This window comes from Micromonospora sp. H61 (assembly GCF_018070325.1).
In the GTDB taxonomy this organism is placed as follows: Bacteria; Actinomycetota; Actinomycetes; order Mycobacteriales; family Micromonosporaceae; genus Micromonospora; species Micromonospora salmantinae.
In genome coordinates this window covers 1-15,726 of sequence record NZ_JAGPXY010000064.1, presented here as the reverse complement: position 1 = coordinate 15,726, position 15,726 = coordinate 1, and the positions used below count along the sequence as shown (strand labels likewise).

At 72.5% G+C, this 15,726-nt stretch carries 15 protein-coding genes; 9 read left to right on the top strand and 6 right to left on the bottom strand.

The genetic code is table 11. The features are described 5' to 3' along the window. Positions 1–138 precede the first annotated feature (138 nt). Positions 139–1,320, top strand: coding sequence for a dephospho-CoA kinase (gene coaE, locus KBX08_RS25565; protein WP_210785909.1), 1,182 nt, complete (start codon positions 139–141; stop codon positions 1,318–1,320). 9 nt (positions 1,321–1,329) lie between these two features. Here coaE and KBX08_RS34490 read toward each other — a convergent pair whose 3' ends face one another. Further along, positions 1,330–3,276, bottom strand: a complete 1,947-nt coding sequence (locus KBX08_RS34490) for a hypothetical protein (protein WP_210785908.1) — start codon at positions 3,274–3,276, stop codon at positions 1,330–1,332. Between the two features lie 206 nt (positions 3,277–3,482). On the opposite strand from KBX08_RS34490, the gene uvrB reads away from it, so the two are divergent. The 4 genes from uvrB (at position 3,483) to KBX08_RS25540 (ending at position 7,996) form a co-directional block, all read left to right on the top strand. Next, entirely contained in the window at positions 3,483–5,591 is a 2,109-nt protein-coding gene (gene uvrB / locus KBX08_RS25555; protein WP_210785907.1) for an excinuclease ABC subunit UvrB, read from the top strand. A gap of 82 nt (positions 5,592–5,673) precedes the next feature. Beyond that, positions 5,674–6,483, top strand: coding sequence for a helix-turn-helix domain-containing protein (locus KBX08_RS25550; protein ID WP_307850651.1), 810 nt, complete (start codon positions 5,674–5,676; stop codon positions 6,481–6,483). A gap of 90 nt (positions 6,484–6,573) precedes the next feature. Then, positions 6,574–6,942, top strand: coding sequence for a VOC family protein (locus tag KBX08_RS25545; RefSeq protein WP_210785906.1), 369 nt, complete (start codon positions 6,574–6,576; stop codon positions 6,940–6,942). A gap of 196 nt (positions 6,943–7,138) precedes the next feature. Continuing rightward, positions 7,139–7,996, top strand: coding sequence for a helix-turn-helix transcriptional regulator (locus KBX08_RS25540; RefSeq protein WP_210785905.1), 858 nt, complete (start codon positions 7,139–7,141; stop codon positions 7,994–7,996). 122 nt (positions 7,997–8,118) lie between these two features. Here KBX08_RS25540 and KBX08_RS25535 read toward each other — a convergent pair whose 3' ends face one another. Then, entirely contained in the window at positions 8,119–8,412 is a 294-nt protein-coding gene (locus tag KBX08_RS25535) for an antibiotic biosynthesis monooxygenase (protein WP_210785904.1), read from the bottom strand. Between the two features lie 83 nt (positions 8,413–8,495). Here KBX08_RS25535 and pnuC point away from each other — a divergent pair, with 83 nt between their 5' ends. The 3 genes from pnuC to KBX08_RS25520 all read left to right on the top strand — a co-directional run bounded on the left by pnuC (position 8,496) and on the right by KBX08_RS25520 (position 11,584). Continuing rightward, on the top strand, positions 8,496–9,152 hold the full coding sequence (pnuC, locus tag KBX08_RS25530; protein WP_210785903.1) for a nicotinamide riboside transporter PnuC: 657 nt from the start codon (positions 8,496–8,498) through the stop codon (positions 9,150–9,152). Next, positions 9,149–10,273, top strand: a complete 1,125-nt coding sequence (locus tag KBX08_RS25525) for an AAA family ATPase (protein WP_307850650.1) — start codon at positions 9,149–9,151, stop codon at positions 10,271–10,273. Before pnuC ends, KBX08_RS25525 begins: the two co-directional genes overlap by 4 nt. 312 nt (positions 10,274–10,585) lie before the next feature. Next, the gene (locus tag KBX08_RS25520) at positions 10,586–11,584 is read left to right on the top strand and encodes a TerC family protein (RefSeq protein WP_210785902.1); all 999 of its coding nucleotides are present in this window, start codon (positions 10,586–10,588) and stop codon (positions 11,582–11,584) included. Positions 11,585–11,628: 44 nt separating this feature from the next. Here KBX08_RS25520 and KBX08_RS25515 read toward each other — a convergent pair whose 3' ends face one another. Together KBX08_RS25515 and KBX08_RS25510 are read right to left on the bottom strand one after the other, a co-directional pair. Continuing rightward, positions 11,629–12,552: an NlpC/P60 family protein gene (locus tag KBX08_RS25515; RefSeq protein ID WP_210785901.1), complete on the bottom strand. Its 924-nt coding sequence runs from the start codon at positions 12,550–12,552 to the stop codon at positions 11,629–11,631. Positions 12,553–12,611: 59 nt separating this feature from the next. Further along, positions 12,612–13,709: a mandelate racemase/muconate lactonizing enzyme family protein gene (locus KBX08_RS25510; RefSeq protein WP_210785900.1), complete on the bottom strand. Its 1,098-nt coding sequence runs from the start codon at positions 13,707–13,709 to the stop codon at positions 12,612–12,614. A 44-nt stretch (positions 13,710–13,753) separates the two neighbouring features. Here KBX08_RS25510 and KBX08_RS25505 point away from each other — a divergent pair, with 44 nt between their 5' ends. After that, the gene (locus KBX08_RS25505; RefSeq protein ID WP_210785899.1) at positions 13,754–14,551 is read left to right on the top strand and encodes a tyrosine-protein phosphatase; all 798 of its coding nucleotides are present in this window, start codon (positions 13,754–13,756) and stop codon (positions 14,549–14,551) included. On the opposite strand, the gene KBX08_RS25500 is transcribed toward KBX08_RS25505, so the two are convergent. Together KBX08_RS25500 and KBX08_RS25495 are read right to left on the bottom strand one after the other, a co-directional pair. After that, positions 14,520–15,227 carry a lysoplasmalogenase gene (locus tag KBX08_RS25500; RefSeq protein ID WP_210785898.1) on the bottom strand — a complete coding sequence of 236 codons (708 nt, stop codon included), beginning with the start codon at positions 15,225–15,227 and terminating at the stop codon, positions 14,520–14,522. The genes KBX08_RS25505 and KBX08_RS25500 overlap by 32 nt on opposite strands. Positions 15,228–15,302: 75 nt before the next feature. Continuing rightward, a partial coding sequence (locus KBX08_RS25495; RefSeq protein ID WP_210785897.1) for a serine hydrolase occupies positions 15,303–15,726 on the bottom strand: 424 nt, incomplete at its 5' end.

Genomic DNA, 15,726 nt, shown 5'->3' with positions numbered 1-15,726 from the left:
CTGGATCGTGCTCGATCCAGGATGTAGGGGCCTTCCGGGCACCGCACACCACTACATCCTGGATCAACCACGATCCTGCGGGCACGCGGGCGATGGGTGGGTTTGGCGGCGGGCTTGTCGATCCGGTTGACTGTTCGGGTGCTGAGGGTGGGGTTGACCGGCGGGATCGGGTCAGGCAAGAGCGCGGTGGCCGCGCGGCTCGTCGAGCGGGGCGCGGTGCTGATCGACGCCGACCGGGTGGCCCGGGAGGTGGTGGCGCCGGGTACGGACGGGCTGGCCGAGATCGTCGCCGCCTTCTCCGACGCGGTGGTGGGCGCCGACGGCGCACTGGACCGTGCCGCACTGGGAGCGGTGGTGTTCGCCGACGAGACCGCCCGCCGTCGGCTGGAGGCGATCACCCACCCCCGGGTTCGGGCCCGCACCGCGGAGCTGGCCGCCGCGGCGGCACCCGACGCGATAGTCGTCAACGACGTACCGCTGCTGGTCGAGGTGGGTCTCGCGCCGACGTACCACCTGGTGGTCGTGGTGCAGACGGCAGTGACGACCCGACTGGAGCGGCTGGCGCGCGACCGGGGGATGGGTCGCGCGGAGGCGGAGCGGAGGATCGCCGCCCAGGCCGACGACGCCCGTCGCCGGGCGGCGGCGGACGTGGTGCTGACCAACGACGGGAGTTTGACGGCGCTGCACGACGCCGTCGACCGGCTCTGGAAGCAGCGGTTGGTGCCCTACGAGGACAACCTGCGTCAGCGGCGGGTGGTCCCGCCGGATGCGGCCGCGCTGGCCGGGGCCGACGCGAGTTGGCCGGAGCAGTACGCGCGGCTGGCCGCCCGGATCCAGCACGCGCTCGGCTCGGATGCCCTCCGGATCGATCACATCGGTTCGACGGCGGTGCCCGGCCTGGCCGCCCAGAACGTCATCGACGTGCAGGTGGCCGTCGCCAGCCTCACCGACGCCGACGGGCCGTTTGCCGATCGGCTGGCGAGCGCCGGGTTTCCGCGGGTGCCGGGGCAGTGGTGGGACGACCCGCGCCCGGCCGGTAGGGGCCGGTGGGAGAAGCGGTTGCACGGGAGTGCGGACCCGGCCCGCCCGGTTCGTCTGCACGTGCGGGTGGCGGATTCGCCGGGTTGGCGGTACGCGTTGCTGATGCGTGACCACCTGCGTGCCGACCCGGATCAGCGGGCCGCGTACCTGCTGCTCAAGCGGGATCTGGTCGACGCGGCGCCGGAGGCCGGCGATTCCGGCACGGCTCGCAACCCGTGGTTCGACGAGGAGTACCTGCGGGCCGAGCAGTGGGCCGCGCAGACCGGCTGGCGCCCCTGAGGTGTCCGGTCAGCGGGCACCGGACCGAGGGCTCGGAGACCGAGGGGTCGAAGGTCGGGGGGCGGCGGGCCGAGGGTTGGCAGCCGGTCGGGGCACGACGGCGGGCTGGAGATCCAGGTGCGCCCACGCGCCGGCGTCGGTCTGCAACTCGAGCCGGCGGAGCGACCCGTCCCGGTCGAGCCAGTAACGCAGCCGCGCGTCGGCCGGACCCGACTCGATGACGTCCACGGTCCGTCCGGCGGCAACGTCCTCGCGTACCCGCACTGCCGCGCCGCGCTGCCCGACCGACCCGGCGGCGATTGCGGCGTCGACCAGCACGCTCAGGTCGTCTCGGGCGGGCCGGGAGACTCGCCATCCCCCGGCCGGGGGCGGCAGCGGCGGCCGGACCGGCGCCTCCGCGGTGCCGCCGCCGGCATCGGCCGCCGGCAGGTCCGCCCGGGCCAGACCGGCGGCGTCGCGGCGCAGCAGGGTCCGGCGATCCGGTACGCCCAGGTCGGCGACCGCGAGGTACGCGGTGCGTGCGGTCCAGCTCAACCAGCCGGCGCCCCGCAGGTTCGTGTCAGTGCCCACCGGTGCGGTCAGCGTCACAGTGGCACCGCCGTGGGCGCGCAGCCGCGCCGGCAGCCGGTCGAGCCGACGTTGCTCGGCGTCGGTCAGCGCGCGGGGCAGACCGGGGCGGCCACCGAGTGCGTCGACCGGCCGTAGTGTCGGCCGGTCCGCGCGGTTGAAGATCATCGTGACCGGGCCGGCGCCGGGCAGCAGGGTCACCAGCTTGTGCAGCCGGGCGTCCTGATCGAGCCAGTACCGGGTCTGCCGGTCCGGGGCGGGCGTCGCGGCGCTGGGGGTGCCGATGGCCGTGCCGGCGGCTGGCGCCGCCCCGGTGGGCAGTGGTGCCTGTATCACGTCCAGTGGGCCGGCCGGGACGGCCTCGCGGGCGATCCAGCGCGCCCCGTCGGACGGTGCCGTCCGGGTCGGGGTGTCGGGACGGTCGGCGGCGAGATCGAGGAGCAGGTCGAGCACCGGTGCCAGGTGCGCCCCGGGTGCCAGTCGGTGCAGCCGCCACCGGTCCGTCGGGGGCATCAGTGGTGGAGCGGCGGGTGTGGGCACCGCCGCCGGATCGGGCCGGATCACCAGCACCGGACCGCTCTTCTGCAACAGCCCGCGTTCGGCGCCCGCTCCCGGCCCGCCCACGTCGAGGTAGAGCAGTGACCGGGACCAGTCCACCCAGCCCACCAGTTCGATGCGGGCGGCGCCGGTGCCGGCCGTGACCCGTACGCCGGCGCGCAGGTCCCGCAGGTTGGTGACCCGCACGGCGGCCAGCCGCTCGCCCTCCGTCAGGGTCAGCGGCCGGGCCGGCTCGGGCGGGTCGGGCGCCCAGCTCAACAGCCCGAGCACCAGCGCCGTCGCAGACGTCACCGCCGTCAGACCGAGCAACAGCAGCACTGTACGCCGACGACGGCCGGCCGAGGGTGGCGCGGTGGTGTCGACGGCCCCGGTGGTGTCGGCGGTGTCCGGGGTGTCGCGTGGGCGGGAGGTCTCGCGGTTCTCCGCGAGGCTTCGCTCGGCGGCGGCCCGCCGCGTGTCGCCGGTCTTGCCGCCGGCGGTGGCTCGGCGCGCGCCGCCGGCGGACCGCCCGGCTGTGGACCTGCCTCCGGTGTCGTTGGCTCGGCCGGCCTTGGACGTGTTCTTGGTGTCGTTGGTTCGGCCGGCCGCCGTGGCACTGCCGGTCGAGCCGGTGCGGTGCCGCCCGCTGCCGCTGCCGCTGCCGCTGCCGTTGGCCGGGCCGCTGCCGGGGCTTCCGGCCTCCGGTCGGGGCATGGCGGTGCGGGCGGTGTCGGGTGCCGGGGTCGGAGAGGTGTCCACGGAGATGAAACGGGCGGGGAGGCACCGGGGTGACGAGCAGGGGCGCTCGCGGCGGCCGGTCTGCGCCTCGAGCGCGACCACACGGGTGCGCACGCCGGACGAGCCGGGTGCTGCGACCGCAGTGCCGGGGGTGACCGGCCGTGATGTTGGCCTGGCCACCGGCCCGGTCGGCCGCCGCGAGCGGCCTACATGAAGAGGGTAGTCCCGGTGACATGGGCCACACAATGGGAATATTGAAGCCGATCACGTACCTGGCGTGACGGCCGTTCCTGTCGGACCTCCGGCGTACCGTTGACGGCATGGCGCTCGACATTCCCCGGCTGGACAGCCGCTTCCAGGTCGTCAGTGACTTTCAGCCGGCCGGCGACCAACCGGCAGCCATCGACGATCTTGAGCGTCGGGTTCGGCGCGGCGACCGCAACACCGTTCTGCTCGGCGCGACCGGCACCGGCAAGAGCGCCACCACGGCGTGGCTGATCGAGCGGCTGCAACGCCCCACCCTGGTGCTCGCCCCGAACAAGACCCTCTGCGCGCAGCTGGCGAAGGAGTTCAGCGAGCTGCTGCCGCACAACGCTGTCGAATACTTCGTCTCGTACTACGACTACTACCAGCCCGAGGCGTACATTCCGCAGACCGACACCTACATCGAGAAGGACTCCTCGATCAACGAGGAGGTGGAGCGGCTGCGGCACTCGGCGACGATGTCGCTGCTCACCCGCCGCGACGTGATCGTGGTGGCGACCGTCTCGGCGATCTACGGCCTGGGCACTCCGGAGGAGTACCTCAACCGGGCGGTGAAGGTGCAGATCGGGCAGGAGCTCGACCGCGACCAGCTGCTGCGCCGGCTGGTCGACATCCAGTACACCCGCAACGACATGGCCTTCCAGCGGGGCACCTTCCGGGTCCGCGGCGACACGCTGGAGATCATCCCGGCGTACGAGGAGCTGGCGATCCGGATCGAGCTGTTCGGTGACGAGGTGGAGAAGCTCTACTACCTCAACCCGTTGACCGGTGACGTGGTCCGCGAGGTCGACCAGCTGGTGATCTTCCCGGCCACCCACTACGCGGCCGGTCCGGAGCGGATGGAACGGGCGATCCGTGACATCGAGGTCGAGTTGGCCGAGCGCCTCGCCGAGCTGGAGCGGCAGGGCAAGCTGCTGGAGGCGCAGCGGCTGCGGATGCGCACCACCTACGACATCGAGATGATGCGGCAGGTGGGCTTCTGCTCCGGCATCGAGAACTACTCGATGCACATGGACGGGCGGCTGCCCGGCAGCCCGCCGCACGCCCTGCTCGACTACTTCCCCGACGACTTCCTCACAGTGGTCGACGAGTCGCACGTGACCATCCCGCAGATCGGCGGCATGTACGAGGGCGACGCGTCGCGCAAGCGGATGCTCATCGACCACGGCTTCCGGCTGCCCAGCGCGGCCGACAACCGGCCGCTGCGCTTCGACGAGTTCCTGGAGCGGGTCGGCCAGATGGTCTACCTCTCCGCGACCCCCGGCACCTGGGAGATGGAGCAGGCCCAGGGCGAGTTCGTCGAGCAGGTGATCCGACCCACCGGTCTGGTCGACCCGGAGGTCGTGATCAAGCCGACCAAGGGCCAGATCGACGACCTGATGCACGAGATCAAGCTGCGGACCGACCGGGACGAGCGGGTGCTGGTCACCACGCTGACCAAGAAGATGGCCGAGGACCTGTCCGACTACCTCCTGGAGAACGGCATCCGGGTGCGCTACCTGCACTCGGAGGTCGACACGTTGCGCCGAGTGGAGCTGCTGCGCGAGCTGCGCAAGGGCGACTACGACGTGCTCGTCGGCATCAACCTGCTCCGCGAAGGTCTGGACCTGCCCGAGGTGTCGCTGGTGGCGATTCTCGACGCCGACAAGGAGGGCTTCCTGCGCAGTGGCCGGTCGCTGATCCAGACCATCGGGCGGGCCGCCCGTAACGTCTCCGGCCAGGTGCACATGTACGCCGACAAGATCACCCCGTCGATGGCGGCGGCGATCGACGAGACCGATCGGCGTCGGGCCAAGCAGATCGCGCACAACGAGGCGCACGGCATCAGCCCGGAGCCGCTGCGCAAGAAGATCCACGACATCCTGGACGACATCTACCGCGAGGCGGAGGACACCGAGAACTCCCGGGTCGGCGGCGCGGTGCGTCAGCTTTCCCGAGGCAAGGCACCGGTCAAGGAGACCCGCAGCCGGAGCCGGTCCGCCGCGACCACCACCTCACGGGAGGGGATGGCCCGCGCCGACCTCGCCCAGCTCATCCAGGAGCTCAACGACCAGATGTTGGCCGCCGCCCGCGAGCTTCAGTTCGAGTTGGCGGCCCGGATTCGCGACGAGGTCTCCGACCTGAAGAAGGAGCTGCGCGGCATGGACGCCGCCGGCGTGAAGTGACGGCCACCCGGTCGGCCCCGCCCAGCGCACCGCTCGGGCCCGGCCGACCGGGGCACGCGAAGGGCGGGCACTGTTGACGGCGGTGGCGCCGACCGGCGAGATGGTCCTCGGGCTGCCCCACGCCAGCCTGCGTCCGTTCGTCGACAGGTACGTGGGCTACCGGGAACGGGCGGACGTGCCGCTGGTCCGCCGGGAGTCGGCGGGCGTCTTCGTGGTGCTGATCCTGGGCTGGGGCGCTCCGCTGGACGTGACAGACCCGCGTAGCGCGCAGCGTGGCGCCACCGCTGTCGACTCGTTCGTGGCCGGCACCTTCGACAGTTGGTGCACCACACGCACCGTGGGTGTGGGGGAGGGCGTCGAGTTGCTGCTCGCCCCCCTGACCGCCCGCCGGCTTCTCGGTCTGCCTCTGAGTGAGCTGACCAATCGGGCCGTCGGCGTCGGGCAGCTCCCGGGCCGTTGGCTGGATCGGCTGCGCGGCCGACTCGCCGAGGCCCCCGGCTGGTCGGAACGGTTCGACCTGCTCGACCGGGTGCTCGCCGCCCGGCTGGCGGCGTCCCCGCCGGTGGACCCGCGGCTCGACTGGGCGTGGCGGTGGCTGACCGCCAGCGGTGGGCGGGGGAGCGTCGGTGTGCTCGCCGACGAGTTGGGCTGGAGCCGCCGGCACCTCGCGTCCCGGTTCCGGCTGGAGGTCGGGCTGCCGCCCAAGATGGCGGCCCGGCTGCTGCGTTTTCAGCAGGCTCACGCCGCGTCGATGCAGGCCGGCGGGGTCGGGCGGGGAGTCGACTGGGCCGCCGTGGCGGCGGGCTGTGGCTACTACGACCAGTCCCACCTGATCCGGGACTTCCACGAGTTCGCGGGGGCCACGCCGGCCGCGCTGCTCTCCGCCCGCTGACGACCGCCGGCCGACCGCAGTCGGGTCGGCGACCCGCCGAGGTCACATTCGTCCAATCCGGGGTCGCACCGCCGGCCGCAGAATCGGGTCATGCGAACCATCTATCCGATCTTCCGCTATCCCGATCCGCGCGCCGCGATCGACTGGCTCGGTGTCGCCTTCGGTTTCCGGGCGCATGCCGTGCACGAGTCGCCGGACGGCGCGGTCGCGCACGCCGAACTGGTCCTCGACACCGGCATGATCATGCTGGGTGGTCGGGCTGACACCCCGCCCCGGCCGGCCGACGACGACTGGTCGGTCTACGTGGCCGTGCCGGATGTCGACGCCCACTGCGCCCAGGCCCGCGCGGCCGGCGCCGAGATCATCCGCGAGCCGTTCGACACCGACTACGGCTCCCGTGACTACGCGGCCCGCGATCTGGCCGGCAACGTCTGGTCCTTCGGCACCTACCGACCCTGAGCCCGCCCACGCCGATGGGGGACGGGCGGCCGGCAGGCCCCGGCCTTCGCGGCCTGAAACCGTACTGACCTGCGGGAACGGTGTGTTCGGGCTGGCCGGGCCGGCCGACGGTGTCGAATGCCCTGATTGCGGTGCGCGAGCGAGCTATTGCACTGGGTGATCGTCCTGCGTAGTCTCCCTCGGTGGGGAGGCCGGGATGCCGCTGCCAACAAGTCCTGTCATTCGACGTGCACGTCTCGGCGCAGAGCTGCGCCAACTCCGTCGGCGCGAGTCGCTGACCCTGGAGCAGGTCTGCGACCGGCTGGGCTGGGCCTCGACGTCGAAGCTGTCCCGCATCGAGCTGGGCCAGAGTCGCCCTGACCTCGCCGACGTGCTCGATCTGCTGGATGTCTACAAGGTGCCCACGCCCGCCCGGGAGGCGCTGATCGTCATCGCCCGGGACGCGGCGACCAGTCGAGGCTGGTGGAAGACGCTGGGCGAGATGAGCGAACGGCAACGCACCTACGCCGAGTTGGAGGCGGGCGCCGCCGACATTGTCGAGTACCAGCCGTCGGTGGTGCCGGGGCTGCTCCAGACGCCCGCGTACGCCCGGGTGTTGGTTGTCGCCGGCGCCCAGCTCACGCCGGAGGTCGATGTGGAGGCCGAGGTGCGCGCGAGGGCGCTGCGGCAGGAGGTGCTGCGACGGGCCTACCCGCCGCGCTACACGGCGGTGCTCGCCGAGGCCGTCTGCGACCCGGGTGACCTGCCGGTGGCGGTCTGGCGTGAACAGCTGCGTCATCTGGTCGCGGTGACCGGCCTGTCCCACGTCACGGTGCGGCTGTTGCCACGCGGAGCGGCAGGTGGCGGGCTGCATCCGCTCACACCGTATTCCTGCTACGCCTTTCCCGACCCTGCGGACCCGCGCACCGTCATGCTCGAGGCGTTGACCACCGACGTCCGGTTGGCCACCGTGCTCGACGTCGACCGCTACGAGCGGATGACCGCGGCGCTGCTGGCCGCGGCGCTGTCACCGGAGGAGACGGTCACAGCGCTGGCCCGCCGCGTTGGCGAGTAACGGCTCAGCGGTGCCGACGACGACGCGCCGCGCGGCCACCGGGCCCGGCGCCCCCGAGCCCGTCGGGACCGGCGGCCGGCGCGTGCGCCCGGCACGATAACCGCGGGGTACGACAGCTCGGCTCAGGCCGGTACGTCGAGGAAGTGTTCGACAACGGGCGGTCCCGCGAAGTGCGGCCCGATCAGCGCGCGCCACTTGTCGAACCGTTCGGTGGCCCGGAAGTTCTTCTCGTGCGCCTCGACCGAGTCCCATTCGACGAGCAGCACGAAGCGGGTCGGTGACTCGATTCCTCGGGTCATCCGCACGGAACGGCAGCCGGTCGCCCCGGCGAGCACCGGGTGACCCTCGGCGTACGCGGCGGCGAACGCGTCCTCGTGTCCGGGTAGTACGTCGATCAGCGCGACCTCAAGCACCATGTCGGACAGCCTCCCACGGCGGTCGGGGCGGGCGGTGTCGCGGGGGTCTGGCCCGGCGTCGGCGACGCACCTAGGGTGGCCTCGTGATCATCGATTGGCTCACCGGCACCGCGTTTCGGGTGGCCGGTACGGGCACCACGTGGGCGGAGCTGCTCGGGTTCGTGACCGGTGTGCTCAACGTGTGGCTGGTGGCCCGGCAGAAGATCGCCAACTGGCCGATCGGCATCGCGAACGTGCTGCTGCTCATGGTGCTGTTCTGGACCGCCGGGCTGTACGCCGACGCCGGGCTCCAGGTCGTCTACGTCGCACTCGGCTGCTACGGCTGGTGGCACTGGCTGTTCGGGGGCGAGCGGCGCACCCGGCTCACGGTCAGTCGGACGGGGCGGCGGGAGTGGCTGGCGCTGGCCGCCGCCGGGCTGCTGCTGACCGGCGCGCTCTGGGTGCTGCTGGACCGGGCCACCGACTCGACAGTGCCGCTGCCGGACGCGTTGACCACGGCGCTGTCCCTGCTGGCCACGTACGGGCAGACCCGCAAGCGGGTGGAGAGTTGGTGGCTCTGGATCGCCGCCGATCTGATCTACATCCCGTTGTACGCGTACAAGGGGCTGCACCTGACGGCCGTGCTCTACCTGGTCTTCCTCGCCCTGTGCGTACTCGGGTTGCGGGCCTGGCGCGCGGATCTGCGTCGGGTCGACCGGCCGAGCGCGGTCCCGCCCGGCCCGGCCCCGGTCACCGCGTGAACGCCGAGACATCCGGCCGCGCGCCGGCGCCACGCGGGCCGGCGCGTCCGGCCGCCGCGGAGTTCGGGCACGGGATGGTGGTGGGCAAGTTCTATCCACCGCACGCCGGGCACCACGCGCTGATCCGGGCCGCCGCCGCCCGCTGCGCCGAGGTGACAGTCGTCGTGGCGCCCGCACGTCGGGAGTCCGTACCGCTCTCGCTGCGCCTCGACTGGCTGCGCGAGGTGCATGCGGACACGCCGTGGGTCCGTTTCGTCGGCCGGTACGACGACCACCCGGTGGACTATGCCGATCCGGCGGTCTGGGACGCGCACTGCGCCGTGTTCCGCGAGGCGGTCGGGTCGGGGTCGGTGGACGCGGTCTTCTCGTCCGAGGCGTACGGCGCCGAGCTGGCGCGCCGCTTCCACGCCGTACCCGTGTCGGTGGATCCGGACCGGCGGACCGTGCCGGTGTCCGGGACGGCGGTGCGCGCGGACCCGGCAGGTCACTGGCGGTGGCTCAGCCCGCCGGTGCGGGCGTGGTTCGTCCGGCGGGTCGTGGTGGTCGGGGCCGAGTCGACCGGGACCACGACGATGGCGGCGGCGCTCGCCGGGCACTACGGCACGTCCTGGGTGCCGGAGTACGGCCGGGAGTTGACCGCTCGCAAGCTGGCCCGGTTGCGGGAACGAACGCCGGAGGCAACCGTCTTCGACGTCGCCTGGGACCGGGACGACTTCCGCGCGGTGGTCCGCGAGCAGCAGGCGGCCGAGGACGCGGCGGCCCGGACGAGCGGGCCGTTGCTGGTCTGCGACACCGACGCGCGGGCGACGGCGGTGTGGGAGGAGCGCTACCTGGGCAGCGCGTCGGAGGAGGTACGGGCGGCGGCGCGTCGGCCGGCGCTGTATCTGCTGACGGATCACCGGGGGGTGCCGTTCACCGATGACGGGCTGCGCGACGGTGAGCACCTGCGGGCCTGGATGACCGAGCGCTTCCGGGCCGAGCTGGCCGGGTGCGGGGTGCCGGTGGTGGAGTTGGCCGGGTCGCACGCCGATCGGTTGGCCCGAGCGGTGCGGGCCTGCGACGACCTGCTCGCTGCCGGGTGGCCGCTCGCCGACCCGATCGCCGCACCAGACGTGCACTAGCCTCCTAGGAAGCCGAAGGCGATGTGACGCGCCGAGCAGTGTCCGGCGCCACCGACTGCCCGGGGTGTGATCACGGGGCGTGGTGGGCAACAATGGTCACCGAGGAGGGGAGTATTCCCCCGCAACGGAGTCGTCAGCACGGTCGATCGCCGGAACCACGGCGCCCGACCCGGCCCCGTAGGTCGCCGCCCCTCTCCGGGGCGACGGCGGAAGAGACCTCCGACAGTCACCAGAGTGAGCGACAGCGGCACGCCGGCTCCCGCAGGGGCGTACGGTGTGCCCGACGCCGCGTGTCTGCCGGAGGAATGAACGTTGGACGTGTCCGGATTGGTGTGGGCGGGAACGCTTGTCGCACTGACTGCGGTCCTGCTCGTCGACCTGTTGATCATCGGTCGACGCCCGCACGAGCCGAGTGTGCGGGAGTCGAGCCTCTGGGTCGGCTTCTACGTCGGTCTCGCCCTGCTCTTCGGTGTGGGTGTCTGGCTGACCTCCGGGGCCAGCGCGGCCGGCCAGTTCTACACCGGCTGGCTCACCGAGTACAGCCTCTCGGTGGACAACCTCTTCGTCTTCGTGATCATCATGGCGCGCTTCGGGGTGCCTCGGCAGTACCAGCAGAAGGTGCTGCTCGTCGGCATCGTGCTGGCGCTGGTGATGCGCGGCGGGTTCATCGCCGCGGGTGCGGCGCTGATCACGCAGTTCTCCTGGGTCTTCTACATCTTCGGCGCGTTCCTGATCTACACCGCGGTGAACCTGGCGCGGCAGGGTGAGCCGGACGAGGACGAGTTCTCCGAGAACCTGCTGATCCGGTGGAGCCGCAAGGCGCTGCCGATCTCGAAGGACTACGACGGCGCGAAGCTCACCACCCACGTGGCCGGCAAGCGGCTGTTCACCCCGATGCTGATCGTGATGATCGCGATCGGCACCACCGACCTGATCTTCGCGTTGGACTCGATTCCGGCGATCTTCGGCATCACCCAGGAGCCGTACCTGGTCTTCACCGCGAACGTCTTCGCGCTGATGGGCCTCCGGCAGCTCTACTTCCTGCTCGGTGGCCTGCTGGACCGGCTGATCTACCTGAGCTACGGCCTGGCCGTCGTGCTCGGGTTCATCGGGGTCAAGCTGGTGCTGGAGGCACTGGCCGACAACAAACTGCCGTTCATCAACGGTGGCGAGCACGTCGGCTGGGCGCCGCACATCCCGATCTGGTTGTCGCTGTTGGTCATCATCGGCACCCTGGGCGTCGCCACCGCCGCCAGCCTGATCAAGTCCTCCCGGGACCGGCGTCGCGAGTTGGCCGACGCCCGACACTGACCGTTCACCGGCCGGGTGCGGACACGCGCCCGGCCGGTAACCGGTCAGACCCGGTGCGCGCCCACCAGCGTGGCGGTCCGGTCTGCCGGCAGTTCCTCTTCGATGACGCGCCGCCGCCGGTAGCAGGCGTGCAGCATCCGGCGCTGGCCGCCGTCGTCTGGGGTGGCGGTGACGATGCCGATGTGATGGATCTTGCGGCCGGGTCGGGCGAAGAAGTAGAGATCGCCGGGGCGTTCCGCGCCCAGTGGCAGCGGGGTGGTGGCCACTGCCTGATCGTCGGCGTCGCGGGGCAGCAGCACCCCGAACCGCCGCCAGGCCAGATGCACCAGCCCCGAGCAGTCGATTCCGTGCGCGGAGAGACCGCCCCAGATGTAGACCACGTCCAGCAGGCGTTGTGCCACCGCGAGTGCCTGCGCGGCGGCCGGCGACGCGGCCGAGGACGGGACCAGGTGGCGGTCGGGCAGCCAGAGCGGGGTGGCCCGGCCGGGGACGTGCACCGGCCGCCAGTCGTCGAGCGCGGGGCCGGCCGGGACGAGCCGGGTGCCGACGACGACGCCGGGCAGCACCACCGGCCCGTTCGGGGCGGCGTGCAGCCCGGTGACAGTGGCGTCCACCACCAGCGGACTGTCGATGCTGGTGTGGGCCGGGTCGGGAACGGCCAGCTGCTCGGCGGGGAGCCAGCCCGGGTAGCCGCGGGGGTCCAGCTTGGCGGCTGGTTGTTCGACCGCGACGACCCGGGCCCAGCCGTCCGGGCGTAGCTCGCTGACGAGGACCCGTTCGCCGAGCAGGAGTTGGCTCAGTACGCAGTCGCCGACCTGCTGGTCGGTGTCCATTCCGGAGACCCAGGTCGGGATGTCGGCGCCGGCGGTCAGCGCCGGACGGTCGACCGGGCGGACGGCCTCGGGGGAGGTCCACAGCGTCGCCACGGCGACCCGGACGACGGCCTCGCGGCCCGGTTGCAGCTCCACGTCAACCCCCAGATCGTGTCGGCTGTCCAGGGGAACCCTATGAAAGAAACCGACGGCCATCAACCACGAGCTTGCACTTTTGCTTCAGCGAGGCCGGAGATGCCCAGGCCAGGGGCGTCCGGCAGCACCACTGTCGCCCCGTCATAGCGGATGCCGCCCTGCACCGGTGACCAGGCCAGCCACCAGGCGGCGTCCAGATCGGCGACCGCTGTGGTGCCGTACGCGGCGACCAGGCTCGCGGCCGCCCCGATGCCGACCTGGCACTCCATCATCGAGCCAACCACAGTGCCGAGGCCGTGCGCGGTGGCCAGGTCGAGGAGGGTACGGGCCGGATGCAGCCCACCGCACTTGGCCAGCTTGACGTTGACCAGGTCGGCGGCCCGGCGGCGGATCACCTCCACCAGGTCACGGACCCCGAAGACCGCCTCGTCGGCCAGGATCGGCACGGACACCCGGTCGCTGACCCAGGCCAGCCCGTCCAGGTCCCAACGGGCCACCGGCTGCTCGACCAACTCCACGTCGAGCCCGGCGTCCTCGATGCCGCGGATCACCCGGACCGCCTCCCGGGGCGTCCAGCCCTGGTTGGCGTCCAGCCGGATCCGGGTGCCGGGGCCGACGGCCGCCCGTACCGCGCGCACCCGGTCCAGGTCGCCGGCCGCGTCGGTGCCGACCTTCAACTTGAGCACGCCGAAGCCGTCGGCCTGCCGCTGCCGTGCCGCGGTCGCCAGGTCCACCGCGTCGCCCGCGGCGAGGGTGACGTCCGTCGGGACCCGCAGCGTGGTGCCCCCGAGCAACCGCACCAGGGGTACGCCCAGCCGCCGCGCGGCGAGGTCGTGCAGGGCGACGTCCACCGCCGCCTTCGCGGCCTCGTTGCCGACCACGGCGCGCTGCACCTCGGCGCAACGGGCCACCAGGTCGTCCGGGTCACGGCCGATCAGCTGTGGGCCGAGCAACTCACGGACACACGCCTGCGCGCCGGCGACCGACGCGCCGGTGACCTGCCAGACCTGGGGTGCCTCACCGAAGCCGGACCGGCCGTCGCTGTCGACGAGTTCGACGACCAGGGTGTCCACTGTGGTGGTACGCCGCAGCGCGGTGACGAACGGGGTGTGTAAGGGGGCGGAAACCCGGTGGGTGCGTACCGCCGAGATCGTCATATGGGGCACCCTATACAAAGGTTCACCGCGGGAGGGGAGACCGGATGACCGGGCAGGGCTGGGAGCTGGTGGGTGCACCGAACGCGCGTGACCTGGGTGGGCTCGTCGGCGCGGACGGGCGGCGGGTCCGGGTCGGGCAGTTGATCCGTACTCCGGCGCTGGGTCGGCTGACCGACGAGGACCTACCGGTGCTGGCGAAGCTGGGGCCGGCGTGCGTGGTGGATCTGCGCGACGCCTCGGAGATCGCTGTCGCGCCGGAGGACCGGTTCGCCGGTGAGCCACTGGTGGTGCGTCTGCCGGTGCACGACGCGGAGCACCCGGTCTTCACGTACGTCTCGGCGGTGCTGCTCGGTCACGACCTGGACGCGTACGCGGAGCTGGCCCGGCAGGGCACGGCGGGGGCGATGGCGGCGATCTACCGCTGGTTCGTCACCGGTGAGTCGGCGCGGGTCGGTTTCGCCGAGGCGGTGCGGCTGGCGTCCCGGCCGGAGAACCTGCCGCTGCTCTACCACTGCTCCGCCGGCAAGGACCGCACCGGTTGGCTGACAGTCATCCTGTTGACGGCGCTCGGGGTGGACGAGACGGCCATTCGCGCCGACTACCTGCGCAACAACGAGCTGACCGACAGCCTGCGGGCGGTGATCGTCGAGGCGATGCGTCGGCGGAATCCCGAGTTGGACGTCGACGCGGTGTTGCCGGTGCTGGAGGTTCGCGCCGAGTACCTCGACGCCGGTTACGCCGAGGTGCGTCGGGTGCACGGCTCGTTCGACGCGTACCTGCGCGACGGGCTGGGGCTCACCGATGGCGACCTCAGGGCGTTGCGGGCGCAGTTGCTGGAGTGACAGGTGCGTCGGTGGATGTGCCGGTGCCGGTGCCGGCGGCGCGGCCGGTGACGATCAGTGCCTGGCCGGCGGCGTAGGTCGCCATGACCAGCACCGGCGCGCCGGCTGGCTGGGCCACCTCGGCCACCCCGGCGGCGATCAGCAGGTCGGAGCCGAGGAAGAGCGCGGCGCCGAGACCGACCCGCCAGCCCTGGGTGGCGGCGGTGCTCGCCATGGCGGCCAGCGCGATCGCGTAGCCGGCCACCGGTACGGCCAGCCCGACGTCGGTCAGCCCCGCCCACATCCAGGTCAGCGCGATGACGGTCAGCACCGCGTACCCCAGGGGGACGGCGACCAGCGGCGTGCGGCGCAGCGCTGTCGCGGCGCCGTGTCGGGTGAAGGCCGCGAGGTAGCAGAGGTGCGTGCCGAGGAAGCAGGCCATGCCGGCGAGGAACCAGCCGGTGCCGTCGATCATCAGGGCGACGTCGCCGCCGGTGGCGAAGGCCAGCGCGGCGAGTAGCAGGCGGTCCGGTCGGGCCGCGCGTTCGGCGCTGACCCGCCAGAGGTACGCGGCCAGCAGCGGCATCAGCAGCGGCTTGGTCAGCAGGAAGGCCAGGCCGCCGCCGGTGGCGTTGGCCAACAGGTTCGCGGCCGTCACGACGAGGAAGGCGATCAGCACGGTGCGACTGCGGGGCATCGGCGGCTCCGGGGTGGGGGTGCGAGCAGCCTAGCCGCAGTCGGTGGCGCTGACCTCGCCGCCGAGGCTGTCGGGTCAGAGCTGGTGGCGGGCCGCCCAGACCTGCGCCGAGATGTGCGCGAGCAGCAGGCAGGCGTCGTCCTCCACCTGGTCGTCGCCCCCGGCCAGGTCGGTGGTGGTGCAGACGGCGATGAGGTACGGCGGGGCGTCGTCGGGCAGCACCAGGCCGGCGCCGTGGCGGACGCCGCGTACCCAACCGTTCTTGTGCGCGATGCGGGTGCCCTCGGGCAGGCCGGCGGCGAGGTCCTCGCGGTGTTCCTGGGCGAGCAGGACGTCCAGCATTGTCGTGCAGGCGGCCGGTGAGGCGAGTGGGCCGGGGGTGCCGGTCCCGGTGGCCAGGGCGCCGAGCAGGGCGGCCAGGTCGGCGGCGGTGACCGTGGTGGTGATGCCGGCCTCGCGGGCGGCGAAGTCCTCGATGCCGCGGCCGGTGACGCTGTTG